This is a genomic window from Trichlorobacter lovleyi (assembly GCF_015239775.1).
Taxonomy (GTDB): domain Bacteria; phylum Desulfobacterota; class Desulfuromonadia; order Geobacterales; family Pseudopelobacteraceae; genus Trichlorobacter; species Trichlorobacter lovleyi_B.
Genome location: NZ_CP058409.1, coordinates 1,774,448 through 1,799,687 on the forward strand (window position 1 = coordinate 1,774,448; position 25,240 = coordinate 1,799,687).

Annotated in this window: 24 protein-coding genes and 1 tRNA gene; 22 read left to right on the plus strand and 3 right to left on the minus strand. The window is 51.8% G+C overall.

Annotation, left to right across the window (positions count from 1 at the left end; genetic code table 11):
- The first annotated feature begins 2 nt into the window (after positions 1 to 2).
- Together FY034_RS08180 and FY034_RS08185 are read left to right on the plus strand one after the other, a co-directional pair.
- The gene (locus FY034_RS08180; RefSeq protein ID WP_265555083.1) at positions 3 to 917 is read left to right on the plus strand and encodes an exopolyphosphatase; all 915 of its coding nucleotides are present in this window, start codon (positions 3 to 5) and stop codon (positions 915 to 917) included.
- Positions 918 to 1,003: 86 nt separating this feature from the next.
- Entirely contained in the window at positions 1,004 to 2,242 is a 1,239-nt protein-coding gene (locus FY034_RS08185; protein WP_265555085.1) for an EAL and HDOD domain-containing protein, read from the plus strand.
- 7 nt (positions 2,243 to 2,249) lie between these two features.
- Here FY034_RS08185 and FY034_RS08190 read toward each other — a convergent pair whose 3' ends face one another.
- Genes FY034_RS08190 through FY034_RS08200 form a run of 3 tightly spaced genes read right to left on the minus strand, consistent with a single transcriptional unit; the run spans position 2,250 to position 4,670 of the window.
- Positions 2,250 to 3,053, minus strand: a complete 804-nt coding sequence (locus FY034_RS08190) for a hypothetical protein (protein ID WP_265555087.1) — start codon at positions 3,051 to 3,053, stop codon at positions 2,250 to 2,252.
- On the minus strand, positions 3,046 to 4,002 hold the full coding sequence (locus FY034_RS08195; protein WP_265555088.1) for an MlaD family protein: 957 nt from the start codon (positions 4,000 to 4,002) through the stop codon (positions 3,046 to 3,048). The genes FY034_RS08190 and FY034_RS08195 overlap by 8 nt, the downstream gene beginning before the upstream one ends.
- Complete coding sequence (locus FY034_RS08200; protein WP_265555089.1) at positions 3,999 to 4,670, minus strand: ATP-binding cassette domain-containing protein; 672 nt, start codon at positions 4,668 to 4,670, stop codon at positions 3,999 to 4,001. Before FY034_RS08200 ends, FY034_RS08195 begins: the two co-directional genes overlap by 4 nt.
- A gap of 216 nt (positions 4,671 to 4,886) precedes the next feature.
- Here FY034_RS08200 and iorA point away from each other — a divergent pair, with 216 nt between their 5' ends.
- From iorA to thrS, 20 genes are all read left to right on the plus strand, one after another.
- Positions 4,887 to 6,662: an indolepyruvate ferredoxin oxidoreductase subunit alpha gene (gene iorA, locus FY034_RS08205; RefSeq protein ID WP_265555091.1), complete on the plus strand. Its 1,776-nt coding sequence runs from the start codon at positions 4,887 to 4,889 to the stop codon at positions 6,660 to 6,662.
- Entirely contained in the window at positions 6,662 to 7,240 is a 579-nt protein-coding gene (locus FY034_RS08210) for an indolepyruvate oxidoreductase subunit beta (RefSeq protein ID WP_265555092.1), read from the plus strand. Before iorA ends, FY034_RS08210 begins: the two co-directional genes overlap by 1 nt.
- 12 nt (positions 7,241 to 7,252) lie before the next feature.
- The gene (locus FY034_RS08215) at positions 7,253 to 8,560 is read left to right on the plus strand and encodes a phenylacetate--CoA ligase family protein (RefSeq protein ID WP_265555094.1); all 1,308 of its coding nucleotides are present in this window, start codon (positions 7,253 to 7,255) and stop codon (positions 8,558 to 8,560) included.
- A gap of 10 nt (positions 8,561 to 8,570) precedes the next feature.
- A complete protein-coding gene (locus tag FY034_RS08220; protein WP_265555096.1) occupies positions 8,571 to 9,002 on the plus strand; it encodes an ACT domain-containing protein in 432 nt (143 codons plus the stop codon).
- Positions 9,003 to 9,020: 18 nt separating this feature from the next.
- A complete protein-coding gene (locus FY034_RS08225) occupies positions 9,021 to 10,169 on the plus strand; it encodes an ABC transporter substrate-binding protein (RefSeq protein WP_265555098.1) in 1,149 nt (382 codons plus the stop codon).
- Positions 10,170 to 10,182: 13 nt separating this feature from the next.
- A complete protein-coding gene (locus FY034_RS08230; protein WP_265555100.1) occupies positions 10,183 to 11,322 on the plus strand; it encodes an ABC transporter substrate-binding protein in 1,140 nt (379 codons plus the stop codon).
- 210 nt (positions 11,323 to 11,532) lie between these two features.
- On the plus strand, positions 11,533 to 12,417 hold the full coding sequence (locus FY034_RS08235; protein WP_265555103.1) for a branched-chain amino acid ABC transporter permease: 885 nt from the start codon (positions 11,533 to 11,535) through the stop codon (positions 12,415 to 12,417).
- A 2-nt stretch (positions 12,418 to 12,419) separates the two neighbouring features.
- Positions 12,420 to 13,385, plus strand: coding sequence for a branched-chain amino acid ABC transporter permease (locus FY034_RS08240; protein WP_265555105.1), 966 nt, complete (start codon positions 12,420 to 12,422; stop codon positions 13,383 to 13,385).
- Complete coding sequence (locus tag FY034_RS08245) at positions 13,378 to 14,133, plus strand: ABC transporter ATP-binding protein (RefSeq protein WP_265555106.1); 756 nt, start codon at positions 13,378 to 13,380, stop codon at positions 14,131 to 14,133. The genes FY034_RS08240 and FY034_RS08245 overlap by 8 nt, the downstream gene beginning before the upstream one ends.
- Positions 14,133 to 14,876, plus strand: a complete 744-nt coding sequence (locus FY034_RS08250; RefSeq protein ID WP_265555109.1) for an ABC transporter ATP-binding protein — start codon at positions 14,133 to 14,135, stop codon at positions 14,874 to 14,876. The genes FY034_RS08245 and FY034_RS08250 overlap by 1 nt, the downstream gene beginning before the upstream one ends.
- Before the next feature lie 67 nt (positions 14,877 to 14,943).
- A complete protein-coding gene (locus FY034_RS08255; RefSeq protein ID WP_265555111.1) occupies positions 14,944 to 15,237 on the plus strand; it encodes a DUF1778 domain-containing protein in 294 nt (97 codons plus the stop codon).
- Positions 15,231 to 15,749, plus strand: coding sequence for a GNAT family N-acetyltransferase (locus tag FY034_RS08260; protein WP_265555113.1), 519 nt, complete (start codon positions 15,231 to 15,233; stop codon positions 15,747 to 15,749). Before FY034_RS08255 ends, FY034_RS08260 begins: the two co-directional genes overlap by 7 nt.
- 45 nt (positions 15,750 to 15,794) lie before the next feature.
- Positions 15,795 to 18,692, plus strand: coding sequence for an SUMF1/EgtB/PvdO family nonheme iron enzyme (locus tag FY034_RS08265; protein ID WP_265555114.1), 2,898 nt, complete (start codon positions 15,795 to 15,797; stop codon positions 18,690 to 18,692).
- Positions 18,693 to 18,995: 303 nt separating this feature from the next.
- The gene (locus tag FY034_RS08270; protein WP_265555115.1) at positions 18,996 to 19,973 is read left to right on the plus strand and encodes a hypothetical protein; all 978 of its coding nucleotides are present in this window, start codon (positions 18,996 to 18,998) and stop codon (positions 19,971 to 19,973) included.
- Between the two features lie 79 nt (positions 19,974 to 20,052).
- Positions 20,053 to 20,274, plus strand: coding sequence for a hypothetical protein (locus tag FY034_RS08275; protein ID WP_265555117.1), 222 nt, complete (start codon positions 20,053 to 20,055; stop codon positions 20,272 to 20,274).
- A complete protein-coding gene (pyrF, locus tag FY034_RS08280) occupies positions 20,222 to 20,947 on the plus strand; it encodes an orotidine-5'-phosphate decarboxylase (RefSeq protein WP_265555118.1) in 726 nt (241 codons plus the stop codon). Before FY034_RS08275 ends, pyrF begins: the two co-directional genes overlap by 53 nt.
- Complete coding sequence (gene rlmB / locus FY034_RS08285) at positions 20,944 to 21,684, plus strand: 23S rRNA (guanosine(2251)-2'-O)-methyltransferase RlmB (protein WP_265555119.1); 741 nt, start codon at positions 20,944 to 20,946, stop codon at positions 21,682 to 21,684. Before pyrF ends, rlmB begins: the two co-directional genes overlap by 4 nt.
- Positions 21,681 to 23,138: a 23S rRNA (uracil(1939)-C(5))-methyltransferase RlmD gene (rlmD, locus tag FY034_RS08290; RefSeq protein WP_265555121.1), complete on the plus strand. Its 1,458-nt coding sequence runs from the start codon at positions 21,681 to 21,683 to the stop codon at positions 23,136 to 23,138. Before rlmB ends, rlmD begins: the two co-directional genes overlap by 4 nt.
- A 43-nt stretch (positions 23,139 to 23,181) precedes the next feature.
- Positions 23,182 to 23,256, plus strand: a tRNA-Val gene (locus FY034_RS08295).
- A gap of 60 nt (positions 23,257 to 23,316) precedes the next feature.
- The gene (thrS, locus tag FY034_RS08300; protein ID WP_265555123.1) at positions 23,317 to 25,227 is read left to right on the plus strand and encodes a threonine--tRNA ligase; all 1,911 of its coding nucleotides are present in this window, start codon (positions 23,317 to 23,319) and stop codon (positions 25,225 to 25,227) included.
- Positions 25,228 to 25,240: the final 13 nt, after the last annotated feature.

Consider the following 25,240-nt stretch of genomic DNA (forward strand, 5'->3'; position numbering starts at 1 on the left):
CTATGTCCCGTCGTATTGCAGCCATTGATTTCGGTACCAACACTGCCCGGCTCCTGATTGCCGACCTGGCTGATGATGGACAGTTTGAACAGGTTGCCCTGCAGCGAACCATTGTTCGTCTGGGAGGCGGTTTCAGCCGTGAAACCGGTCTGGCTGATGATGCCATCCAGCGTGCCCGGCTTTGCCTGCACCAGTTTGCTGATACGATTCATAAGCATGCGGTGGATTCGGTGCGGGCTGTGGCAACCAGTGCCGTCAGGGATGCAGTCAATGGCCCGGCCTTTGTGGATCAGATGGTCCAGGAAACCGGCATCAGGCTTGGTGTCATTGATGGCCTGACAGAGGGCCGGGTGACACTGGCCGGTGTGCTGACCGGTCTGGACCAACAACCGGAACAGGTGCTGATGTTTGATGTAGGGGGGGGGAGTACCGAGTATACCATCGCTCGGGGCGCCAGCCCCCTTTTTGTGCATAGTCTGCCTTTGGGGGTTGTACGACTGACGGAGGGCAAGGTTGATCCGGCAGCCATGGCAGACAAGATCGAACGCGAACTGGACCGTCTGCAGCAGCAGATGGCACAGGCGCAGATGGCACTTTCCCCCGATGCCCTGCTGGTGGGTACCGCAGGTACCGCCACCACCCTGGCTGCCATTTCGCTCGGGATGGCAGAATATGACTACCGCAAAGTAAACAACTGCATGCTGGAGCTGCAGGAAATTCAGCGCATCTATGAGCTGTTGCTGCCGCTTTCACCGGAACAGCGTCTCTCTGTTGCCGGCCTGGAAAAAGGACGTGAGGATCTGATCATTGCCGGTAGTCTGATTACCCTCCTCACTCTGCAACGCTTTGGTTTTAGTTCCATGAAAGTCAGTGATTACGGACTGCTTGAAGGTCTGGTGGTCTCAGACATTGTGTGATTGATCAAAAGCAGGCATGACAAAGTACAATCAGGTGGTATACTCACAACTGTGTTTTTTGATGGCAACGTACCGGGGAGTTTTGTGTGGAGAGTAACAGCCATCTGATGGGCAGACAACCGATCCTGAACGGCCTTGAAGAGGTTGTCGGCTATGAGTTGTTGTTCCGTTCCCCCAAATCCATCGCCACAGCAACCATTGAGTGTCCGGTTCAGGCAACCTCCCGCGTCATGCTGGATGTCATCTCCAGTTTTGGTATCCGCGAAATGCTGGGTGAGCTGCCCGGTTACATCAATGTGGATGCCGAGATGTTATTGAGCGATGCAATTCAGCTGCTGCCAAGTGACGTGATCGGTCTTGAGCTGCTTGAGGATATTGCCATTACGCCCGCTATTGTTGCACGCTGCCGTGACCTGAAGGCACAGGGCTATCAACTGGTGCTTGATGACCACCGCTACGGACCTCAGTATGAAGAACTGTACGATGGTCTGGTGGATATCATCAAGATGGATATGATCACGACCCCCCTTGATGACCAGTACCGCGAGGTTGAACTGTTTAAGCGCTACCCGGTTAAGCTGCTGGCAGAGAAGGTTGATAGCCGTCACGTCTATCTGCGTTGCCGCAAGATGGGGTTTGAGCTGTTTCAGGGCTACTTCTTTGCCCGTCCGTCATTGGTTAAAAAGACCCGTCTGGCCAATTCATCCAGCACCTTCTTTCAGTTGATGCAGCAGCTTGCACGTGATGCTGATATTGACGAAATCGAACAGACCTTCAAACAAAGTCCCGCTTTGACCTATAAGCTGCTTCTGCTGGTTAATTCAGTCTCCTTTTCCACCCGGGAAAAGATTCGGACCGTACGTCACGCCATTATGCAAGTGGGGAGGCAACACCTGAAGCGCTGGGTGCAGCTGGCAATCTTTGCCGATGACGGCGGCCTGGGGATACACAACCCTTTGCTGGAGATGGCTGCAGTGCGGGCTGCCTTCATGGAGGAGCTGGCCAGGCTGGAATTGAGCAAGACACGGCTGCTGCGCTATGCCCAGCCGGATGAATGCTTTATGCTGGGAACCTTGTCAGTCCTGAAGGATGTCTGTGAGATCGGTACTGATGATATGCGTAAAAACCTGAATTTGTCAGATGATCTTGTTGGCGCCCTGGTGGCCCATGAAGGTGATCTGGGTACCATGCTCTGTCTGGCAGAGATGATTGAGCAGCTTGAGTTTGAAGAGGCAGAGCAATGCCTTGGGCGGTTGGGGGTCTCACCTGATCTGGTGCTTGACTGTCAGAAAAAGGCCTATAACTGGCGCAACAGTCTGGTCTGAGCTGCTGTTATTGTTTTGAGATGATCTTGCTGTGTTCTCTGACCGTCCTGGCCCGTTGCAGGTAGCCCTGCTGCAGGCCTTTGTTGTCTTGCAGGCCGGCAAGTTCTGCCAAGGTCTCCAGATCCGCTGCGATCTTTGCAGAAACCTCCTGCTGTTTGTCCAGCTTGAGTGCCTCCTGCAGCAATTCTTCAGCCTTATCAAACTGTCTTTCCTGTGCCTTGAGCAATCCCAGCATCCGCAGCGAGTTTGCGCGTTCCAGCTCCATACCGTCCTGTTTGTTGGCTGTTAATGCCGTTTCAGCCAGCCGCATTGCTTCGGTTTTGTCTCCCGTGATCAGGGCGATCCGGGCCAGCAGATTCAAACGCCGTCCCTGCAGGTTACCCTGTTCTGATTGCAGGGCGATCCCGGCCCAGCGGCCAGCTTCTGCAAGGTGGTTCGCTGCCAGTTCCTGAAGGGCCTTTTCCTGGGCAGCATCGGCATACTGCGGGGTACCGCCGGCATTGGCAAGGGCCTGTTCCACCAGTTGGGCAGCCAGCTGCAGCTTGCCGTCGTGACGGGCAATTCTGCTCTGGTTCAGCAGTGTCAGGCTCAGGCCGTTACGATCATCCTGTGCTGCGGCACGCTGCAGCGCCTCCTGAAACAGTTTCTGGGCGTCAGTGGCATAGCCTTTTGCGGCGCTGTCCAGGGCCCGTTCGTTCAGGTCAGAAATTTTACGTTCATGTTCGGACAGTTGCACCTTGCTGCCAAAACAGCCGCCCAACAGGATCGTGGCAGCCAGGAGCAGGACCGTTTTAGCTGCTACGTTAGTCATGACTGTCACCTGCCTTGAAGGAACGGCTTGGTACGGTTACCGGTCCTCCTCCCAGCAGCCAGGAGTTATTCAGGCTGTTCACCAGCCGGTCGGTGCTGAACAAGAGTTCTTCCGTGCGTGACAAGACCCCGGGAATCAGGGGGAATGCCTGTTGGGACAGTTTCTTTGTCTCTGCAGAGATTGCCGTGACATTAGCCATGGCGGCATCGGTTTTTTCAAGCAGTGGCGGCAGCTTTTCAAGAGTGGTATTCAGCCTGGCTACATCCAGGCTGTCAATCTTGCGGGTGCTGACCTCCAGAAGCGTTGTGGTCCGGTTGCTGATCTCTTCTAGGTTGCGGGTGGTGCTTACCAGCAGGGTGTCGGCATTGCTGCGGGTCGTCTCAAGATGCCGGGTCAGCAGCTCCAGATTGCGGATGGTCTTTTTCAGGTCCCCGTTGGGATCATTAACGTAACCGATGATATCCCGTACCTCAATCAGCACCGGTTTCACCTTTTCAGCAATTTCATCTGCCAGCTCATCCAGTCCCTTGGTCTTCAGATAGGTGATGGATTCGCCCGGCTTCAGCTCAGGTTTGTCAAGTGAACCCACGGCAACCTCAACAATACTGTCACCCACCAGCCCTTCCTTGACCAGTTTGACGGTTGAATCGCTACGAATCCACTTGCTGTATTTCTTTGCTATTTCAATTGAAATCTCAACCATGGCCTGTTCATTCAAGGCCATGTCAGTGATGCGCCCTATTCTGAATCCGGAGAGCTTGACCGGCATTCCCTTGGTAAAACCGGTGCCGCGGTCGACGGTCACGTTCAGGGTGTATTTGGGGCTGAAAAGGTCTTTCTGAACCCCTACCAACAGTACCACCAGGGCCACACCAGCCAGGGCCAGCAGGGTAAACAGACCGATTTTACGTTCAAGGTTTTTAAATCTGGGGTCTTGTTGCGTGATCATGTCTGCCTCGTGATCTGTGGCGGATTATATCTCAGGTCACAGGTAATGTCCGGCGTCAGCAGCGGCAGCTGAACATCTCCTGTGATAATGAACAGCGCTGCCGGGGCATCAGTCTGATTTTGTAATGCCATGGCCTGTTGCAGAAGCAGATCACGCTGCAGGCTGGGGAGGTCATCCAAGCATTCAGCATACACCATCAGGCGTGGTGCTGAAACAGCAGCGCGAACAAAAGCGGTCATGATCCGCTCCGTATAGCTGAGATGACCGGGCAACGCCCAGATGTTGCCTTTGTAGCCAAGTTTTTCAAGCAACAGCAGGGCCTGCTCTGCTGCTGTGTCAGGTACTGCGCCATAGTGGTACAACAGGGGCAGGGTGATGTTCTCCCAGACCTTCAGGTTGGAGATCAGGCCTGCCTGTGCGGTGACCGTGCTGATAGTTCTGCGAACCCTGAGCAGTTGCTCACGATCCAGCTCATGTAACGGCAGTTCATCCAGCAGCACGGCACCGCTTTCAGGCCGTGCTTCCCCGATAACCACCTGAAGCAGTTGCTTGGTCTCCTGCTCCCCTGAGGTCTTGCAGAGCGCCACCTGCCCCTGTTGAAGGCTCAGGCTCAAATGGCTGACAACACCTGGAATGGTGAGATCTCTCAGTTCAAGAAGCTCAGGCATGACAAAAAACAGGCTCCTGTTTTGTTACGGGTAGTTTGGTTGACGTAATCTGACTTGACTGTCTACATACCATAAACTGACCCGCTTCACAAAGCGTGAAGATTCGCCCATTTGAGGATATGAAACAAGAGTAAACGAATTGACAATACCGTGCGTCAACGTGTATAAATTAACCCTTTAATTCTATTTATATGTTGTAAAGTGAGATGAGTTCCCATGAAAGAAATTCTGTCCGGCAACGAGGCCATTGCACGGGGCGCCTATGAGGCAGGTTGTCTGGTGGCCAGTGCCTATCCCGGTACCCCTTCGACTGAAATCCTTGAAAACGTAATCAACTACAAAGAAATCAACGCCTCGTGGGCTCCCAATGAGAAGGTCGCCCTTGAGGTCGCGATTGGCGCCTCGTTTGGCGGTGCCCGTGCGCTGGCCTGCATGAAGCATGTCGGGGTCAACGTAGCTGCAGATCCGCTGTTCACCGCCTCCTATACCGGCGTCAAGGGCGGGCTGGTGCTGGTGGCTGCCGATGATCCGGAAATGCACTCCTCCCAGAACGAACAGGACAGCCGCAATTATGCCAAGTTCGCCAAGGTTCCAATGCTGGAACCGGCAGACTCCCGTGAGTGCAAGGAGTTTACCAGGCTGGCCTTTGAACTGTCTGAGCAGTTTGATACCCCGGTAATGCTGCGCAGCTGCACCCGTATATCCCATGGCAAGTCGGTTGTGGAACTGGGTGAACGGGTAAGCGACCTTCCTGCACCGAAGCTGGTAAAAGACGCACCCAAGCTGGTGATGCTGCCCGGTAACGCCAAGGTACGCCATCCACTGGTTGAAGAGCGCACCGTCAAGTTGTCAGAGTACGGTGACACTGCCGCCATTAACCGGATGGAGCTGCATTCAGGCGAAATCGGTGTAATCTGTGCCGGTGTCACCTATCAGTATGTTCGCGAGGCACTGCCTGAGGCCAGTGTGCTCAAGCTGGGTATGGTCTGGCCGTTGCCCAAGAACCTGATCAGAGAGTTTAGCACCAAGGTGAAGCAGCTCTTTGTGATTGAGGAACTGGACCCGTTCATTGAAGAGCAGGTCAAGGCAATGGGCATTGCCTGTCAGGGCAAGGGGCTTACCTCGCTGTGCGGTGAACTTTCTCCCGGGCGGATCCGTGATGCCTTTGTCAAGGCCTCTATTATCGAGGCTGCTGCATCTGAGGCCGTTACCGTTGAGCCGGTTCCGCCACGTCCGCCCAACATGTGCCCCGGTTGTCCCCACCGCGGTGTCTTCTATCAGTTAAACCGTGCCAACGCCTATGTGACCGGTGATATCGGCTGCTATACCCTGGGCTTCATGCCCCCTTTGAATGCCATGGACACCTGCGTCTGTATGGGGGCCTCCATCAGCATGGGCTCCGGTATTGTGCGGGCGCTACCACCTGAAGAACAGAAGCGTGTGGTGGCGGTGATCGGTGATTCCACCTTCCTGCATACCGGCATCAACAGCCTGATGGAGATGGCCTGGAACAAGGCGCCAGCCACGGTTGTCATTCTGGATAACCGGATTACTGCCATGACCGGCCGCCAGGAAAACCCGGCCTCCGGTTTTACCCTTGCAGGTGATGAGACCTCAGAGGTGAATATCCCGGAGCTCTGCCGGGTGTTGGGGATCAAGCATGTCCGTGTGGTTGACCCCTATGACCTGGATGCTACCAGGCTGGCTATTGAAGAGGAGATGAACCGCCCTGAACCATCGGTGATCATCACCAATCGCCCCTGCTGTCTGATCAAAGGGGCTGGACGCTTTGAAAAAGGAAAAATCCTGGAGGTGGATCAGGGCAAGTGCACCGGCTGCAAGGCCTGTCTGAGAATCGGCTGCCCTGCCATTGAGTGGAAACCCAACCCGGATGGTAACAAAGGCAAGGCCTTTATTGACCCGCAACTCTGCACCGGTTGCACGGTCTGTCAGCAACTCTGTAAATTCAATGCCATCGGGGGGAGAAAGTAATGGATAACGCAATCACCAACATCCTCCTGGTGGGGGTAGGCGGGCAGGGGATTCTACTGGCTTCGGAGATTCTGTCAGAGGCGTTCATGCTGGCTGGTTTTGATGTCAAGAAGAGCGAGATTCATGGCATGTCACAGCGGGGCGGCAGCGTGGTTTCCCACGTACGCTTTGGTAAGGAAGTTTTCTCTCCCGTGGTACCTGAAGGGGAGGGGGACATCCTGTTCGGCTTTGAACTGCTGGAAACCTACCGTTATCTGTCGCTGCTCAAGCCGGGTGCCACGGTGGTGGCCAATGACTACAAGATCGCTCCACCTTCGGTATTGCTGGGGCAGGCTGGTTACCCTCAAGCCTTGCCTGAAAAAATCAAGGCCAAGTTCCCTGATTTCCTGTTGGTTGATGGCCAGGGACTGGCACTGCAGGCCGGTGATGTGCGGGCTGCCAACACCGTCATGCTGGGTGCGGTTTCCAAGCGTTTGCAGATTGCAGATGCGGTCTGGCAACAAGCCTTGGAAAAAATGGTGCCGAAAAGGGCGCTGGAGATCAACCTGAAGGCCTTTGCCATGGGCCGGGAACTCTAGGAGGTCGTACGCGTGGCCAACTATTTTAACGAAGAGTTTGAGACGCTGCCCCGTGCAGCCTTGGAGGCGCTTCAGCTGAAACGCCTTCAGGCAACGGTTGCACGAGTGTATGCTAATGTGCCGTTTTATAAGCAGTCCTTTGATGCTGCCGGTATCAAGCCGGAAGATATCAAGAGTCTGGCCGACCTGCAGCGCCTGCCGTTTACCACCAAGCAGAATATGCGGGACTCCTATCCCTATGGCCTGTTTGCAGCCCCCATGGAAGAGATCGTCAGAATCCATGCCTCATCCGGCACCACTGGTAAACCGACGGTGGTGGGCTACACCCAGAAGGATATTGAAACCTGGTCTGAGCTGATGGCTCGTTCCTTTATGGCTGCAGGCGCCCACAAGGGCGATATCATCCACAACGCCTATGGTTATGGCCTGTTTACCGGCGGTCTGGGAGCCCATTACGGTGCTGAAAAGCTGGGTGCGTCGGTTATTCCGATCTCCGGCGGCAATACCAAGCGCCAGATCATGATCATGCAGGATTTTGGCTCTACTGTGCTGACCTGTACCCCTTCCTATTCACTGTATCTTGCTGAAGAAGCTGCTGCAGAAGGGGTGGATGTCAAGTCTTCAAAGCTGCGGGTCGGCATCTTTGGTGCCGAGCCCTGGTCTGAGGCGATGCGGGGGGAGATTGAGGCTAATCTTGGCCTGGATGCGATTGATATCTATGGCCTGTCCGAGATCATGGGGCCTGGTGTCGCGATTGAGTGTATTGAGGAAAAGCATGGCCTGCATATCTGGGAAGACCACTTTATCCCGGAGATCATCAATCCTGAGACTGGCCTGCCGGTTGCTGAAGGGGAAAAGGGTGAACTGGTAATCACCACCATTACCAAACAGGGAATTCCGTTGATCCGCTACCGTACCCGCGATATCACCAGCCTGAGTTACACCCCCTGCGCCTGCGGCCGTACCCATGGCCGGATTGCCCGGATGAGCGGCCGCTCCGATGATATGCTGATCATCCGTGGGGTCAATGTCTTCCCGTCCCAGATTGAATCGATTCTGGTGCGGATTGAAGGGGTTGAACCCCACTACCTGCTGATTGTTGACCGTAAGGATAACCTGGATACCCTTGAGGTGCAGGTGGAGGTGGATGAACGGATCTTCTCTGACGAAATCAAGGTACTGCAGTCTCTCTCGCGTCAGATAGAGAAGGAGATCAAGGATATGCTGGGTGTGACCTGCACGGTCAAGCTGGTGGAGCCCAAGACAATTCAAAGAAGTGAAGGTAAGGCGCAGCGGGTCAAGGATAATAGAAAGCTCTAGGAGGTTTGCCATGAAAGTTGAACAGATCTCAATATTTATAGAAAACAAATCCGGTCGTCTGGCAGAGATCACCCGTATCCTGGGCGAGGCGGGCATTAACATTCGTGCCCTGTCTCTGGCTGATACCTCTGATTTCGGGATTCTGCGTCTGATTGTGAATGAGGTTGAGAAGGCCAAGGCTGTGTTGAAAGAAAAAGGGTTTACCGTCTCCAAAACCGAAGTGGTGGCGGTTGAGGTGCCGGATCAGCCCGGTGGTCTGTCCACTATTTTGCAGGCCCTTGACCGGGATAATACCAATGTGGAATACATGTATGCCTTTGTGGAGCGTTGTGGCGGTAATGCGGTGATCATCTTCCGTTTTGATGAGACTGATAAGGCGATCGCCACATTGACTGCCAATAATTTTAGTATTCTTGCAGGTGAGCGACTCTATTCTATGTAGTTAAAACAGGAGGAGAGCATGAAAAAACTGGTGATGGTCTGTGGTATGGCAGCGATGCTACTCTGCAGCGCAACAATGGCCCTGGCATCCGGTACGATTAAGATCGGTGGCCTGTTTAGCGTGACCGGTCCGGCATCATTCCTGGGTGAACCGGAGAAGAAGACCCTTGAAATGCTGGTGGCGGATCTGAATGCCAAGGGCGGCATCAATGGCCAAAAGCTTGAGGCGGTGATCTATGACACCACCGGTGATGCCACCAAGGCGGTACAACTGGCCACCAAGCTGATTAAGAACGACAAGGTCGTTGCCATCATCGGCCCCAGCACCACCGGTGAATCCATGGCTGTGCTGGCCTTAACCGAGAAAGAAAAAATTCCGCTGATCTCCTGCGCAGCCGGCATCAAGATCACCGAGCCTGCCAAGGATCGCAAGTTTACTTTCAAGACTCCGGCCAATGACCATGTGGCCGTGGAAAAAATCCTGCAGTACGCTGCCAAGGTCAAGCAGAAGAATCTGGCTATTCTCACGGTTACTGACGGGTTCGGTGCATCAGGCCGTGAACAGCTGAAGGTTTCGGCTGCTCAGAAGGGTTTCAAAATTGTTGCTGATGAAACCTATGGCCCCAAAGATACCGATATGACCCCGCAGTTGACCAAGATCCGTTCCAGCAAGGCTGATGCAATTATCTGTTGGGGCACCAACCCCGGTCCTGCCATTATCACCAAGAACATCAAACAGCTTGGGATCAAGACCCCGGTCTATATGAGCCATGGTGTTGCCTCCAAAAAGTATATTGAGCTGGCCAGCCCGGCTGCAGCGGAAGGGATCATGCTGCCTGCAGGGAAACTTGCCATCTACGATGTGCTGCCTAAAAACGATCCGCAACAGAAGCTTTTGAAAGAGTATGATGCTGCCTACAAAAAGGCCCACGGCGTTGAGGCATCGACTTTTGGCGGCTATGCCTATGACGGTTTCCTGCTGGTAACCAATGCCATCAAGACCAAGGGAGCAAGCCCGGCCCAGATCCGTGACGGACTGGAGCAGACCAAGAAACTGGTGAGTGTCTCCGGTGTGTTCACCATGTCGGCTGCCGATCATAATGGCCTGGACCTGTCGGCTTTTGAGATGGTGAAGATTCACAAGGGCGACTGGTCCATACTGAAATAAAGGAGATACCAGCATGCGTTTCCGATTTACAACTCTGACAACTGCAGCACTGCTGCTGCTTAGTGCGTCTCTTTCCTTTGCTGCCGGTACCATCAAGATTGGTGGTCTCTTTTCGGTGACCGGACCTCCTGCCTTTCTGGGTGAACCCGAGCGCAACACCGCCAAGATGGTGGTGGACACTATCAACAGAACTGGTGGTATCAAGGGACAGAAACTGGAACTGGTGGTGTACGATACTGCCGGTGATGCAACCAAGGCTGTCCAGATGGCAACCAAGCTGATCAGGGACGACAAGGTCGTTGCCATTATCGGCCCCAGCACCACTGGCGAGAGTATGGCGGTGATTCCGGTGGCTGAAAGGGAAAAAGTTCCGCTGATCTCCTGTGCAGCCGGTAGCAAGATTACTGACCCGGTCAAACGCTATGTCTTCAAGACAGCCCAGAATGACGGGTTGGCAGTGGCAAAGATCTATGAATATCTGCAGAAACATAAGCAAAACAAGGTTGCTATTCTGACCGTCTCTGATGGTTTTGGTGCTTCAGGACGGGAGCAGCTGAAGTCTTTGGCTGGCAAATATGGCGTGCAGATTGTGCTGGATGACACCTACGGCCCCAAAGATACGGATATGACGTCACAGTTGACCAAGATCCGCGGTTCGCAGGCCCAGGTGCTGATTGTCTGGGGTACCAATCCCGGTCCGGCAGTGATTGCCAAGAACGCCAAACAGCTTGGACTCAAAATGCCGCTCTATATGAGCCACGGTGTCTCTTCCAAGAAGTTCATCGCTCTGGCTGGTGATGCAGCAGAAGGCGTTAAACTGCCATCCGGCAAGGTTATTGTCTCTGACGTACTGTCCAAGCATGATCCTCAAAAAGGATCGCTCATGGCCTATGTCAAAGACTACCAAAAACAGTTCAAGGCTGAAGGCGACCACTTTGGCGGCCATGCCTGGGATGCGGTGATGCTGCTCAAGGCCGCCATTGAAAAAGGCGGGGCAACCACTGAAGGAATCCGTACCGGCCTGGAGGGGCTCAAGGATTTCCATGGTATTGGCGGTACCTTTAACTTTTCAGCCGGGGATCATGCCGGTCTGAATAAAGATGCCTTTGTTATGGTTGAGATCAAGAACAAAGACTGGATGATTGCCAAATAGAAACAGTCTTTTTTCGCCCTGAGCCAGTCGCGCTTCAGCATGGCTTGTGTGGCGTACTCTGTTGTACGCCTCCGTACCATGCTTTGTTTTCTTGGCTCAGAACGATAAAACTGTGCTTCAAGATAACTTTATTGCAATACACATCATCGTAAAGACAGGTGTTTTGGAGCGCCTGTCTTTACGTCTGTAAAGGGTTGGTATTAAAATCGTATGGAACTCGGGAATCAGGTGCTGCAATATCTGCTGTCAGGATTTTCCACCGGGGCTATCTATGCCCTGATCGGGATCGGCTTTTCCATTATCTACAACGCCACCGGTATCATCAACTTTGCCCAGGGCGAGTTTGTCATGCTGGGCGGTATGCTGACCCTGTTTTTGATGGAGACCCTGAAGCTTCCACTCTGGGCCGCTATTCCACTGGCTGTCCTGCTGGCCACCCTGGTTGGTCTGGTCTTTGAACGGCTGGCAATCCGGCCTTTGAGCAAGGCATCCCCCATCAGTCTGGTCATCATTACCATTGGTGGTTCAATTCTGATCCGCGGTCTATCCATGCTGATCTGGGACAAGGACACCCACGCCCTGCCGCCATTTTCCGGCGATGAGCCGATCATGATTGCTGGTGCCACCGTCTTGCCGCAACACTTCTGGATCCTGGGGATTACGGTGGTGCTGATTGGCCTGAATAAGTGGTTCTTCAATCATACCATCAGCGGCAAGGCGATGCGTGCCTGTTCCTATAATCCCCGTGCAGCAGGTCTGGTAGGGATAGACGTGCGCCGGATGGTGCTGCTTTCCTTTGTGATTAGTGCTGCCATGGGTTCTCTGGCCGGTATTATTGTGGCCCCGCTGACCATGACCTCCTATGATGTCGGTGTTATGCTGGGGCTGAAAGGGTTCTGTGCTGCCATTATCGGTGGTATGTCCAGCGGCATTCCCACGGTGATTGGCGGGCTGATCCTGGGGGTGCTGGAGTCGCTGGGGGCCGGCCTGATCTCCTCCGGTTACAAGGATGCCATTGCCTTTGTAATTCTGTTGCTGATCCTGTTCATCCGTCCCCAAGGCCTGTTCGGTAAGCCGGAAAGTGAACGGGTGTAACGGTGAAAAAGGAATTGATCAAATACGTAATTTTTGCTGTCTGTGTCCTGCTTGCACCTCTGGCCTTTTCAGGCAATTACCTGATGAATGTACTGGTCTTTGTGGGAATCCACACCCTGCTGGCAGTGGCACTTAACCTGCTGCTGGGGTATGCAGGCCAGATCTCGCTGGGGCATGCTGCCTTCTTCGGGCTGGGCGCCTATGGTTCAGCTATTCTGTCCACAACCTACGAATGGAATCCCTGGCTTGCCATGCTGGTGGTTGCCCTTGCCGTGGGAGGATTGGCCTTTGCTATTGGCTTTCCGATCCTGAAATTGAAGGGGCACTATCTGGCCATGGCCACCCTGGGGATGGGGATCATCGTTTATATTGTCTTTAATGAATGGATAGACATGACTGAGGGGCCATCCGGTTTCTCAGGCATTCCCAACCTGGAACTGGGACCGCTGGTCTTTGACAGTGATTTTAAAAATTACTATCTGGTCTGGAGCTTTGTGCTGGGCTGCGTACTGCTTTCGGTCAACCTGGCTAACTCACGGATCGGGCGGGCCTTCCGGGCCATCCATGATGCCGAGGTGGCTGCACGGGTAATGGGGGTCAATGCACGCTTGCTCAAGGTGCAGGTCTTTGCCCTTTCGGCCCTGATCTGCGCCATTGCCGGTTCTCTGTACGCCCATGTGATGACCTTTATCGCTCCGCCATCCTTTGGCTTCAATATCTCGGTTGAGTTGCTGACCATGGTGGTGATCGGCGGACTGGGCAGCATCTACGGTTCCTTCCTGGGGGCATTGTTGCTGACCATGCTACCTGAATTTCTGCGCTTTATGCATGACTATGACATTGTCTTCTATGGCGGCCTGTTGATGCTTATGACGATCTTCATGCCGGGCGGCCTTGTGCGTGGCATACCGGATCTGTTCCGTAAGATTGCCGGCCTAAGGAATAAAAAGGGAGGTGCCCATGCTTGAACTGAAAGGCATCACCCAGATCTTTGGCGGGGTTACTGCCTTAGATGATGTGTCTTTTTCCATTCATGCCAATCAAGTTACCGGCGTGATCGGCCCCAATGGTGCCGGCAAGACCACCCTGTTTAATATTGTGACCGGTATTTATCAACAGACCAGTGGTCAGGTGATTTTTGAAGGCAACGATATCAGCGGGATTCCGGTGGAGCGTCTGGCAGCCAAGGGAATGGTGCGCACCTTCCAGAATATCGAGCTGTTCGGGCAGATGACCGTACTTGAAAACGTGATGGTCGGGTTACACAGCAGGAGCAAAAGCGGGCTGTTTGCCTGTTCATTCAAGGCCCCCTGGACGATTAAGGAAGAACGCCGTATCCGTGAAGAGGCCCACGAATGGCTGCGCTTTGTCGGTATTGAGCAATTGTCAGATGTTCAGGCATCAAACTTGCCGTTTGGCAAGGGCAGAATGCTTGAAATTGCCCGTGCCATGGCCTGCAAACCCCGTATGATCCTGATGGATGAGCCTGCTGCCGGACTGAACTCTCAGGAAACCGTCGGACTTGCTGAGCTGATCCGGAAGATCCGCGACCTGGGTGTAACGGTCGTGCTGGTGGAGCATGACATGGAGCTGGTCATGGATATCTGTGACAGGATCGTGGTGCTGAACCTGGGGCGGAAGCTGGCCGAGGGGACACCACGGGAGATACAGGATAACCCAGAGGTAATAGCAGCGTATCTGGGGGATGATGAATAATGTTAAAGTTAAAGAATATCAATACCTACTACGGTAAGGTACACGCCCTGAAGAATGTTTCCCTGCATCTGGCAGAAGGGGAGATCGTTACCCTGATCGGTGCCAACGGCGCCGGTAAAACCACCATCCTGAACACCATCTCCGGTGTGACTCCGGCCACTGGTGGTGATCTGCTCTTCCAAAAAGAAGAAATCAAGACTCTGGCCCCGGATCGGATCGTCAAGCTTGGCATTTCGCAAGTACCAGAAGGCCGTCAGGTCTTTAAACCGATGACGGTTGAGGATAACCTTGATTTGGGGGCCTACCTGCGCTACCGGGCACGGGATCCCAAGGCAGATATCCTGAAGGACAAGGAGGAGATCTTTCAGCTCTTTCCCCGTCTGGAAGAACGTCGTAAACAGGCTGCCGGAACCATGTCCGGTGGTGAACAGCAGATGCTGGCCATTGGCCGTGCCCTGATGGCCCGCCCCAAACTGTTGCTGCTGGATGAACCATCCATGGGGCTGGCTCCCCTGGTGGTGCAGGAGATCTTCCGGGTGCTGCAGCGGCTGCGGGAGGAGCGGGGAGTCACGATCCTGCTGGTGGAACAGAATGCCAAGGCAGCCCTTAAGTTGGCAGACCGCGGCTATGTGCTGGAAACCGGCAAGGTAATCCTGGAGGGTCCGGCTGAAGAACTGCTTGAAAATGCCGAGGTTAAACGGGCTTATCTGGGTAAAGACAAAAAAGAGATATGGGAGCGGTAACCTCTTTAAGCTATTTGGGTTGCCAAAATGGCAACATTTGTTATAGTTGGTATGGAGGATAGCTTCTATGCGAACAGCTACAGCAAAAAAAGTTTTGGCAGACGACAGGATTGTCTCCCGTGTCCCGCACTCAAACCGTACTATTATTGAAAAAGCAGCAGCGGTATACGGGGCAACCATTAACCAGTTTATGATTCAGGCAGCCCTGGATAAGGCTAATCAAATCTTGGCTCAGGAAGAACAGCTACGTCTTTCAGAAAGGGATGCCCGTCTTTTTCTGGATGCCCTGGAGAACCCGCCAGCTCCCGCTGATACACTTGTTGAAGCACTGCGAAAGCATGCGCAGCTTGTTGCATGCTGACAGTTGAGCCTCTTGGGCTGCTTCATGATCGTACATCGTTTGATTGCGGTGTGGATGCACTCAACTTTTTTCTGCAGAAGACCGCTAGACAGCACAAAGAAAAAGGGCTTTCCAATACCTTTGTGTTGGTAGACAAAAAACAGCCTGCCACTATTCTTGGATTTTTTACTTTGACTTTTCTTGAAATAGATTCCAACAGCCTGCCTGTCCAGCATTCTAAAACACTGCCAAATAACGCTCGACTGCCTGGCGCAAAACTTGCCAGGCTTGCTGTTGATACACACTATCAGGGAAAAGGATATGGTGCGTTGTTGCTGGCTAATGCCATTCAACGCGTAGCGGGAACAATCAGTTTATCTGGTGCGTTGACCGGTTTTTTTGTTGATGCAAAAGATGAACAGGCCAAGAAATTTTATCAACACTTTGGATTTATAGAGCTTCGTGATGAAAACCTTAAACTCTTTCTGCCCCTGAAGACTCTTCTGGAAGCTATGGTAAAGGCAAATGCCTAGCATACGGAATTTAGAAACAGGGATAGCGGGTTCGGGAGTACATAAATGCGTCTAGTTACTGTTTTTTTGTTTCTATTGCTTGTTGTATGTAACTCACATGCCTCCGACGCCCGTGGTCTGCGGGTAATTGCTAAAGACCCGGCTAGTGGCCAGCAGGCTGAAGTACCCCTCTACAACAAATCCTATGCTGTCATTATCGGTATTGACCAGTATCAAAACCTGCCTGCTGATCGTCAGCTTTCCTACGCTGTCCGTGACGCCAAAGGGGTGGCCCAAGCCCTTGCCAAAAACTACCGCTTTGACAAAATTTTCACCCTGTACAACAAGGATGCCACCAAAGAGCAGATCATGAAACTGCTTACCGTGCAGCTTCCCAAAGAAATCGGGAAAAACGACTCGCTCTTTGTGTTCTGGGCTGGTCATGGCAATCAGGAACTGACACCGGAAGGAGAAATCGGCTTCCTGATCCCCTATGACGGTTCAGCCGATGAAGTGTACCGCAATGTCACCATGACTGAAATCAGGGATACCATTTCCCGCATTGTCCCTGCCAAGCATGTCTTTTACGCAATGGACGCCTGTTACAGCGGCCTTTTGACTACACGGGCGGTTGACAGTAAACCCCGCCGAGATCTTGCCTACCTGAAAGAAATCACCAAAGAACGGGTCAGACAAGTTCTGACTGCGGGAGGGAAAGACCAGCAGGTTCTTGATGGTGGTCCCAGCGGTCACTCCGTCTTTACCGGCAGGCTGATTGAGATACTGGAGGCAAGTGGCGACTTCATCACCGCCAACGAAATACAGGCCATACTGAAAGAACGGGTCTTTAACGATGCCAAAGGCAGGGGTTATGTCCAAACCCCCAGTTTCGGTTCCCTTTCTGGCAATGGTGATTTTGTCTTTGTGCCCAGCGTTGAGCAGAAAATGACAGATACTCGCACAGAGCTTGCTCGTCTTATGGAAGAGCAGAAACGTCTTGAGGCTCTTGAAGCTGACGCAAAACGCAAACAGAACGAACAACAGCTTCGGGATGCCGAACAGGCCCGTAAAGCAGTTGAAGAACGTGTAAAGGCTGAACAGTTACGGCAGCAGCGACTTGCAGAAGAACAACAGCGGATTGAAGCAGAGGCTAAAGAGCGCAAGCGTTTGCAGTCACTGAAACTTGAAGATGAAAAACGTCTGGCCCTCTTAAAGGCTGACCTTGAAAAACGCAAGCAAAATCTGCAGCTGTCCGGCTCTTCCGCCAGTATTGAATCAGCTGTTGCTGAAATCAAAAAGTTGCATGCCCGTATGCAGGAAATTGAATCCACTCTGGAGCGTGAACTGGCGCCAACCCGTCAACAGGTCCTGCAACGGTATAGCCAGAAAATTGCAGACCTTGACCGGCAACAGCAGAGCGAGTTTGAAACGCGGCAGGAATATACTGATCGTATTCAGAAGCAAAAAGATGACCTGCAGGCACTGCGTGATAAGGAACTTGCTAGTCTGGATGTGCATACCCTTGCCGAACAACAGGTTGCACCCCTTAAGGAGCAGATTCTCATACTTGCCCAGCAGGAATACAGTATTCCTTCAGAGCAACTATTGGCTCAGCTGGGTAAGTATGATGCAGAAAAACAGTCGTTTCCTGTGCAGGTTGCAACCAGACAGGGAAAAGGTGTTCAACTGGCGTCAACTGGTATGCTGAAAATATCGAAAAAGGAAGCCCCTGATTTTAAGAAACTATTTGAGGCAGGCCTGATCCGTTTTGAGATGTCTTCAAAAATCAGCAAAGACAGCACCCCGATTGTTATCAGCACCATTTTGCACGACCCCAGTGGCAAACAGTACGAATTGCCCGTTGTTGATCCTGTCACCGGTATGGAATTTTCGTTTGTTAAAGGTGGTTGTTTCAAGATGGGGAATGATATGGGCGCAGCAGATGAACGGCCAACACATGTAGTCTGTGTGGATGATTTTTTTATAGGAAGAACTGAAGTAACGCAGGGGCAATGGAAAAAGCTAATGGGTACCAACCCCAGCCATTTCGAAAATTGTGGTGATAACTGCCCGGTTGAGAATGTAAGCTGGGATGATGCACAGAGTTTTCTGGCAAAACTAAATGTAACTACAGGTCACCGTGAATATCAGACAAGTAATACCATTTGGGACCGATTAGCTGGTCGAATATATCGACTACCCACAGAGGCTGAATGGGAATATGCTGCAAGAAATGGGGGGCAGAATTGGATATCAGAGGGGCATCTCGCTGAAATCAAACAATTAGAAAAAGAAATTGAAATGACCTCAAAGGGTTTTGACTCTTGTGACGTACCCGGAAAAGAGGGTGGGGCTAAAAAAGGATGGTGTAAATCTTTTGATCCAAATGACTTGGCTATTCAAGCAGCCCTTAAGGAGAAGAGAGAAGACTTAGAAACCATGAAGCGCAATTATTCCCTATCAGGAGAAGGAATGCTTGTTTTTACCCATAATATTTTTGGATGGATTTGGGAACAAGGAAAAGAAAGTAAGACACACAATGTTGGAGAACTGATTCCAAACCGTTTTAACCTGTTTGATACCATTGGCAATGTTTCTGAATGGACAACAAGTTGCTATCAGTCTTACCCGGTTAAACAGCAGACTATACCATCTAACGAATGCAAATACGTTTTCAGAGGTGGCTCGTTTAAGTCAGATCCAGTGAGAATTTCTGCAGCCTCAAGATTTAAGGGGTCATCTAAATATAGTGCCAATGACTTAGGATTCAGGATTGTTATTCCTATGCAGCCATATATTCCCTCAGAAGGGCACTTTAATGCAAGATTGGATTATTTCAAAAAAGAACTTTCTAATATCGAATTTAATAATGATGATAATTACGCAACCATAATAAAAAATAATTTGCAGTTTAGCTATACCTTTAAATTACTAAAACAAAATAATAAAGACCCATATTATTAACTTAATAATATAAACAGCAATGAATAAAATAAATGGAGATTGCCATCTAGAAAGGAGTTAGATTGGTCTTATAGCTTAATAAAAACATTTTGCGATGTGTATGCAATAAACATTGACTATTTTTATATAGCAATATCTGATACTAATAATAACTCAAACTTACCTTTATGCTATAATTTTAATAAAAATAAAACAATTGAATGTTTTAATGTTGCTAATAATCAAGCAATAATGCTTCCTGTTCGCTAAGACTATAATTTTGTTAAATACCAAAAGGATATATTGTCAGTGGAAACTACTATAATGAGTTTACAAACTCGTGATGGTCAAGGAATCAGTGGTACGAACTCTGATCTTCTTGAAGCAACAACTTTTTCGGCTCTAAAGCTTAGGGAAGAACATGTTGAGGAGTTTTTGGCCCAAAATTTATACCTGCTAATGGGGGATAAAAACGCTATTTTGGTCGGTCGCCAAGTGGTGAATGAGCAGAAAAGCCGTGCCGATCTGGTGGCCTTGGATAGTGATGGTTGTCTGGTGGTGATTGAAATTAAGAGGGATATGGCCGACTGCAAGGCACGGGCTGAAAAGTTTGAGATGCAGGCTATCCGCTATGCCGCAACCTATTCTCGCATCCGTACGGTTGATGAATTGGCAGAGCTGGTATACGCTCCTTATCTGAGGAAGTTTGAGTCAGAAAGGCTTGCCGGTAAAGAAGCAGAACAGTTTGCACGTAGCGAAATCAATCGTATTGTAAAAGCTGGAAATGGTGAGTTTAACTCCCGTCAGAAAATCATCCTGGTCGCCTCAGAATTTGATAAAGAAGTGATTTCTGCCTGCGCATGGCTGGTGCAGAATGGTATAGACATCTCCTGTATTCGGCTGTCACCGGTAAAAAATGGCGATAGTCAGCTTTTACTGGTTGTAGAACGTGTCGTCCCACCTCCTTCACTTGATGAAATGTTAACCCCGGTTGCCCGCCATCAGGCCGTTGCCGCAGACGTGTCTGAAACTGGCGATGAATCCAAGAAAAGCCGGACTATATTCCCGACCTTGTCTGCACTCTTTGAACAAAATTTGATTCAACCTGGAGTTGAGGTCACCATCAAAGACCGTGCTGAATCAGCAGCCAAGATCATTAACCATAAACTGGTTGAATATCAAGGGCAGCAGTTACCCTGGAATGAATGGGCCAAGCGGGTCACTGGCTGGTCAGCAGTTAATATTTATGCCAATGTTATGCTTGGAGATAAGAGCCTGGACGATCTGCGCTGGGGGCGGTAAAGTTTTCCCCCTCATCCGGTCTTTGGCCACCTTCTCCCTCAAGGAAGAAGGAATAATGTGATAGGTGGCAGGAGTTGCTATGAAGAAAAAGGTTCTTGATGATGAGGTACAGGCGGTCGATTTTTCTGGTGCTGTGAGGGGAAAGCACAGCGCAATTTTCCAGCGTGGCCATGCCATTAAAATCCATCATGATGATGGTTCTGTGACAGTACAAAAAACTGCATTTATAAAATCTGAAAGGAATATGAATGACCCGCGACGAAGCAAAAAACAAGATCATCTTTGCCCTGGATGTGGATAACCTGAAGGATATTGACTGTTGGGCTGAAAGGCTTTCCAGCAAGGTTGGCATGTTCAAGGTGGGCAAGGAGCTGTTCACCTCTGCCGGGCCAGCTGCGGTTGCTGCGGTGAAACAGCATGGTGGTGAGGTATTCCTTGACCTTAAATACCATGATATCCCCAATACCGTTGCCCAGGCCATGCTGGCTGCTGGGCGTTTAGGGGTAAAGCTAGCCAATCTGCATGCCTTGGGTGGTCCGGAGATGATGGAAAAGACCAGCCAGGCAGTGCGCAAGGAGTTCAGCGAGGTTGAGCGTCCCCGACTGCTGGCTGTAACCATCCTGACGTCGTCTACCCAGGATACCTTAAAGGCTGTAGGGATTGAGCAGCCGGTTGAAGAGATGGTGGTGCGCTTGGCAAAACTGGCCAAGGAAAGCGGCATGGATGGTGTTGTGGCGTCACCGCTGGAGATTCAGGCGATCCGTGCTGCCTGTGGGCCTGATTTTCTGATTGTAACCCCTGGGGTGCGACCATCTTTTGCATCGGTTGATGATCAGAAGCGGATCATGACCCCGTCTGAAGCGGTTCAGGCAGGTGCTGATTATCTGGTGATCGGCAGGCCGATTGCCAAGGCAGCTGATCCTGCACAGGCTGCAGAGCTGATTGTTGACGAGATTGTGACGGGTGTACAATGAAAGAAGATATCCTGTATGGGATAAATCCGGTCAGAGAGGCCTTGCGGGGAAACCGCAAGGCTTTCGAGCTTTTTGTGCAGACTGGTGGCACGGATCAGCGGATTGCCAAACTGGCAACCTTGGCAGAAGAAAAGGGTGTTGCCGTACGACGGCGTGAACGGGCAGATCTGGAGCGGTTGGCTGGTAATCCCCATCATCAAGGGGTGGTGCTGAAGGTTGCCCCATTTGTCTATGCAGAACTTGAAGATTTCTTGTCTAACCATATGGAATCTGATGGTGGTCTGTTTGTGTTGGTTTTGGATGGTATTCAGGATCCCCAGAACCTTGGTGCGTTAATCAGGTCTGCTGCCTGCGCAGGTGTACAAGCGGTGATTATTCCAAAAGACCGGGCCTGTGGTATGACCCCGGTGGTGGAAAAGGCCTCGGCAGGAGCGGTTGAGACTGTGCCGGTAATCCAGGTTACCAACCTGGTGCAGACCCTGGAACGACTGAAACAGGCCGGCTGCTGGACCTTTGGTCTGGCCGGGGAGGCGAGCAAGGATATCTATCAGGCTGACTATCGTGGTAATCTGGCACTGGTGGTTGGCAGTGAAGGGGAAGGGATCAGGCCGTTGGTGCGTAAGCATTGTGATCTGTTACTTGCCATTCCGCACTACGGTGGCATTTCATCGCTGAATGCTTCGGTGGCAGGAGGCATTGTGCTGTTTGAGGCAGCCCGTCAAAGGTACACACCATGAAACCACGGATTAAGACAGCAGGGAAGGGTGGTGCGGCGCGTCAGAAGCCGACCGGGACCCGTGAACAGGAAGCCCCATCCGGGTTGCGACGGGGTGTCGCCGTTGATCTGCTGATTGAGCGGCTTGATGATGAGGGGATTGGTAGTGCCCATTACCAGGGCAGGCAGATCCTGGTGGCCGGCACCCTGCCGCAGGATCGTTGTCTGGCCAGGATCAGTCATATCGGTAAGACAATAGTCTTTGCAGATCTGGTTAAGCTGATTGAACCATCTCCGCTGCGGCTACAGCGTTGTCCCTGCTCAGATGCAGCCCTTTGTCTGGGCTGCCCGTTGATTGCCATGCGCTATGGTGAGCAGTTGCGTTGGAAGCAGGATCTGGTACAGGCCGCTTTCAATCAATATCCGCCTCTCAAGCCGATTGTTGTACCGCGTCTTTTGACTCCTGAACGCCGTCTGCAGTATCGCACCACGGCAAAACTGGCTGTAGCAGGCAGCCATGCTGATCCGTATATCGGTATCTATCGACGTGCCAGCCATGATGTGGTGGATCTGGAGGATTGCCCGCTGCACCATCCCATGATCAACACCGTGATCAAGGTGGTGCGTGAAGGGATCAGCAGGCTGAAGGTGCCGGTGTATCAGGAGAAAAACAAGAGTGGTATCCTGCGGTATCTGGTGGTGCGTGTTTCAGAGAGTAGCAATGAGGTCATGGTAACCTTTGTTACTGCCCGGCGAGCCTTTAACGAGATTCACCACCTTGCCCGTTTTCTGCAGGAAAATGTCCCGCAGGTGGCGGTTGTCTGCCAGAATATCAACAGCAGCGAAGGCAACGTCATTTTCGGTGCCCATGATCACTTTCTGACCAAGCAGCAGACTATTCAGGAGCGGATAGGGCAGGTAGAGCTGCTGGTCTCTCCACGCTCTTTTCTACAGGCTCAAAATGATGGCGCCCGGTTACTCTATGAAACCGCTCGTGATTGGGCCGGCCTGGATGGTAGCCAACAGGTACTGGACCTTTATTGCGGCATCGGCGGTATTGCGCTGACCCTTGCCCCTGCTGCCAGGCAGGTGCTGGGAGTTGAGTTGAACAAGGATGCGGTGGCTGATGCCAAACGTAATGCCCGCCTGAATAATGTCAGGAACTGTCGTTTTGAGGCAGGAGATGTACTGGAGCTTCTGGATGACCTGCTTGAGGATGACCTGCGATTTGACTGTATTGTTCTTAATCCTCCGCGCAAAGGCTGCGATCAGGAGGTTCTTGATAAGGTGGCGGAGTTTGCTCCTGAACGGATTGTCTATGTATCCTGCTCCCCCCAGACCTTGGCCCGTGACCTGGATATCCTGATTGGAAAAGGCTACGATTGTTTAAAAGTGCAGCCGGTTGAGATGTTTCCTCAGACGCCCCATGTGGAGAATGTGGCGTTGCTGCTGAGAAAAGAGCTAAAAACCGCTTGACATTTTCCGGGAGAAGCTGCTAATTAACAAATTCCCTTGCTGGAGGCGCGTAGCTCAGGGGGAGAGCGCTACCTTGACACGGTAGAGGTCGGCGGTTCGAAACCGCCCGCGCCTACCATTGAACTGAGAGCGGCATCGGCATTCCCGATGCCTTTTCTGTTTAAAGAAAGATACATTCATGTCAATGATCCAAGTGACACTACCGGATAATTCTATACGTGAACTTGCTGCTGGTGCTACGGTTGCTGATCTGGCTGCTTCCATCGGTGCCGGGTTGGCCAAGGCAGCTTTGGCAGGGCAGGTGAATGGTCTGTTGGTTGATCTTTCAGCGCCGCTTTCTGATGGGGACAGCGTTGCCATCATTACTGAAAAAAGCCCTGAAGCGCTCGAGATCATCCGGCACTCCACCTCGCACCTGATGGCGCAGGCGGTTAAGGAGCTTTTCCCGGCAGCCAAGGTGACTATTGGTCCGGCTGTGGAAAACGGCTTCTATTATGATTTTGATGTCGCTGCACCATTTACCCCGGAAGACCTGGAGAAAATAGAGAAGCGGATGGCTGAGCTGGCGGCAGCTGGACAACCGCTTACGCGCAAGGTGATGTCTGCTGTAGAGGCGATTGCTTTTTTTGAGCAGATGGGGGAGCCCTACAAGAAGGAGCTGATTGAGGGGATTGGCGCTGAAACGGTCTCAATCTACACGCAGGGGGAGTTTGCTGATCTCTGTCGTGGCCCCCATGTGCCGAACACCAATAAGCTCAAGGCATTCAAGCTGCTTTCCATTGCCGGTGCCTACTGGCGAGGTGATGAAAACAACCGGATGCTGCAGCGGATCTATGGTACCGCCTTTGTCGACAAGAAGGAGCTTGAGGCCTATCTGCACCGCCTTGAAGAGGCCAAGCGCCGAGACCACCGTAAGCTGGGACGTGAGCTGGATCTGTTCTCGTTTAATGATGAGGTCGGGGCCGGTTTTGCCATCTGGCACCCCAAGGGAGCCATGCTGCGCACCCTGCTGGAGGATTTTGAGCGCAAAGAACACCTGAAGCGTGATTATGATATCGTTGTTGGTCCGCAGATACTGAAGACAGAACTCTGGCAGCGTTCAGGCCACTACGACAACTATCGCGAGAACATGTATTTTACCGAGGTGGATGAGCAGAGCTTTGGTGTCAAGCCGATGAACTGTCTCTCCCATATGATGATCTATAAATCGCAGCTGCGCAGTTATCGAGACCTGCCGCAGCGCTATTTTGAGCTGGGTACAGTACATCGTCATGAGCGGGCCGGTGTGTTGCATGGTCTGCTTAGGGTGCGCTGTTTTACCCAGGATGATGCCCATATTCTCTGTACACCGGAGCAGCTTGATGCCGAAATTAAAGGCGTCCTGAAGTTTGTCTCCGATGTGATGGGAATCTTCGGGTTTGAGTACGAGATGGAGCTCTCGACCCGCCCTGAAAAATCAATCGGCAGTGATGAGGATTGGGAACGGGCAACCGGTGCACTGCTTGGTGCTCTGAAAGATACTGGCCGTGATTTTGAGGTTAATGAAGGTGATGGTGCCTTCTACGGCCCCAAGATTGACATAAAACTGCGTGATTGTCTTGACAGACGGTGGCAGTGTGCTACTATCCAGTGCGATTTTACCCTGCCCGAGCGGTTCGATCTGACCTATGTTGCCAGTGACGGAGAAAAGAAACGCCCCGTCATGGTGCACCGGGTTATCCTCGGTTCAATTGAGCGGTTTATTGGCGTATTGATCGAACATTTTGCCGGTAATTTCCCGTTGTGGCTTGCCCCGGTGCAGGCTGTTGTGTTAACGGTTACAGATAATCAGATCCCCTATGCTCAAGAGGTGTACAAACAGCTCAAGAGTGCGGGGATTCGTGTGCAGCAAGATCTGCGGAACGAAAAACTTAATTTCAAGATCCGTGAAGCACAGTTACAGAAAATACCGTACATGTTGGTAATTGGTGATAAAGAAGTTGAGCAGGGGACGGTGACACCACGTTACCGTGATGGGAAAAACCTGCATGCCATGAAGCCGGATGAATTTATTGCTTTTGTTGAAGCTGAAACAAAGGCCTACAAGTAATCTAGTAGGGCCA

Coding starts and splice junctions, on each gene's coding strand:
- FY034_RS08260 (WP_265555113.1), top strand. CDS start 15,231: ATGCTGACAGTTGAGCCTCTTGGGCTGCTTCATGATCGTACATCGTTT.
- FY034_RS08190 (WP_265555087.1), bottom strand. CDS start 3,053: ATGACTAACGTAGCAGCTAAAACGGTCCTGCTCCTGGCTGCCACGATC.
- FY034_RS08225 (WP_265555098.1), top strand. CDS start 9,021: ATGAAAAAACTGGTGATGGTCTGTGGTATGGCAGCGATGCTACTCTGC.
- FY034_RS08265 (WP_265555114.1), top strand. CDS start 15,795: ATGCGTCTAGTTACTGTTTTTTTGTTTCTATTGCTTGTTGTATGTAAC.
- iorA (WP_265555091.1), top strand. CDS start 4,887: ATGAAAGAAATTCTGTCCGGCAACGAGGCCATTGCACGGGGCGCCTAT.
- rlmB (WP_265555119.1), top strand. CDS start 20,944: ATGAAAGAAGATATCCTGTATGGGATAAATCCGGTCAGAGAGGCCTTG.
- FY034_RS08255 (WP_265555111.1), top strand. CDS start 14,944: ATGCGAACAGCTACAGCAAAAAAAGTTTTGGCAGACGACAGGATTGTC.
- FY034_RS08210 (WP_265555092.1), top strand. CDS start 6,662: ATGGATAACGCAATCACCAACATCCTCCTGGTGGGGGTAGGCGGGCAG.
- FY034_RS08220 (WP_265555096.1), top strand. CDS start 8,571: ATGAAAGTTGAACAGATCTCAATATTTATAGAAAACAAATCCGGTCGT.
- rlmD (WP_265555121.1), top strand. CDS start 21,681: ATGAAACCACGGATTAAGACAGCAGGGAAGGGTGGTGCGGCGCGTCAG.
- FY034_RS08275 (WP_265555117.1), top strand. CDS start 20,053: ATGAAGAAAAAGGTTCTTGATGATGAGGTACAGGCGGTCGATTTTTCT.
- FY034_RS08195 (WP_265555088.1), bottom strand. CDS start 4,002: ATGATCACGCAACAAGACCCCAGATTTAAAAACCTTGAACGTAAAATC.
- thrS (WP_265555123.1), top strand. CDS start 23,317: ATGTCAATGATCCAAGTGACACTACCGGATAATTCTATACGTGAACTT.
- FY034_RS08235 (WP_265555103.1), top strand. CDS start 11,533: ATGGAACTCGGGAATCAGGTGCTGCAATATCTGCTGTCAGGATTTTCC.
- FY034_RS08245 (WP_265555106.1), top strand. CDS start 13,378: ATGCTTGAACTGAAAGGCATCACCCAGATCTTTGGCGGGGTTACTGCC.
- pyrF (WP_265555118.1), top strand. CDS start 20,222: ATGACCCGCGACGAAGCAAAAAACAAGATCATCTTTGCCCTGGATGTG.
- FY034_RS08230 (WP_265555100.1), top strand. CDS start 10,183: ATGCGTTTCCGATTTACAACTCTGACAACTGCAGCACTGCTGCTGCTT.
- FY034_RS08250 (WP_265555109.1), top strand. CDS start 14,133: ATGTTAAAGTTAAAGAATATCAATACCTACTACGGTAAGGTACACGCC.
- FY034_RS08180 (WP_265555083.1), top strand. CDS start 3: ATGTCCCGTCGTATTGCAGCCATTGATTTCGGTACCAACACTGCCCGG.
- FY034_RS08270 (WP_265555115.1), top strand. CDS start 18,996: ATGAGTTTACAAACTCGTGATGGTCAAGGAATCAGTGGTACGAACTCT.
- FY034_RS08200 (WP_265555089.1), bottom strand. CDS start 4,670: ATGCCTGAGCTTCTTGAACTGAGAGATCTCACCATTCCAGGTGTTGTC.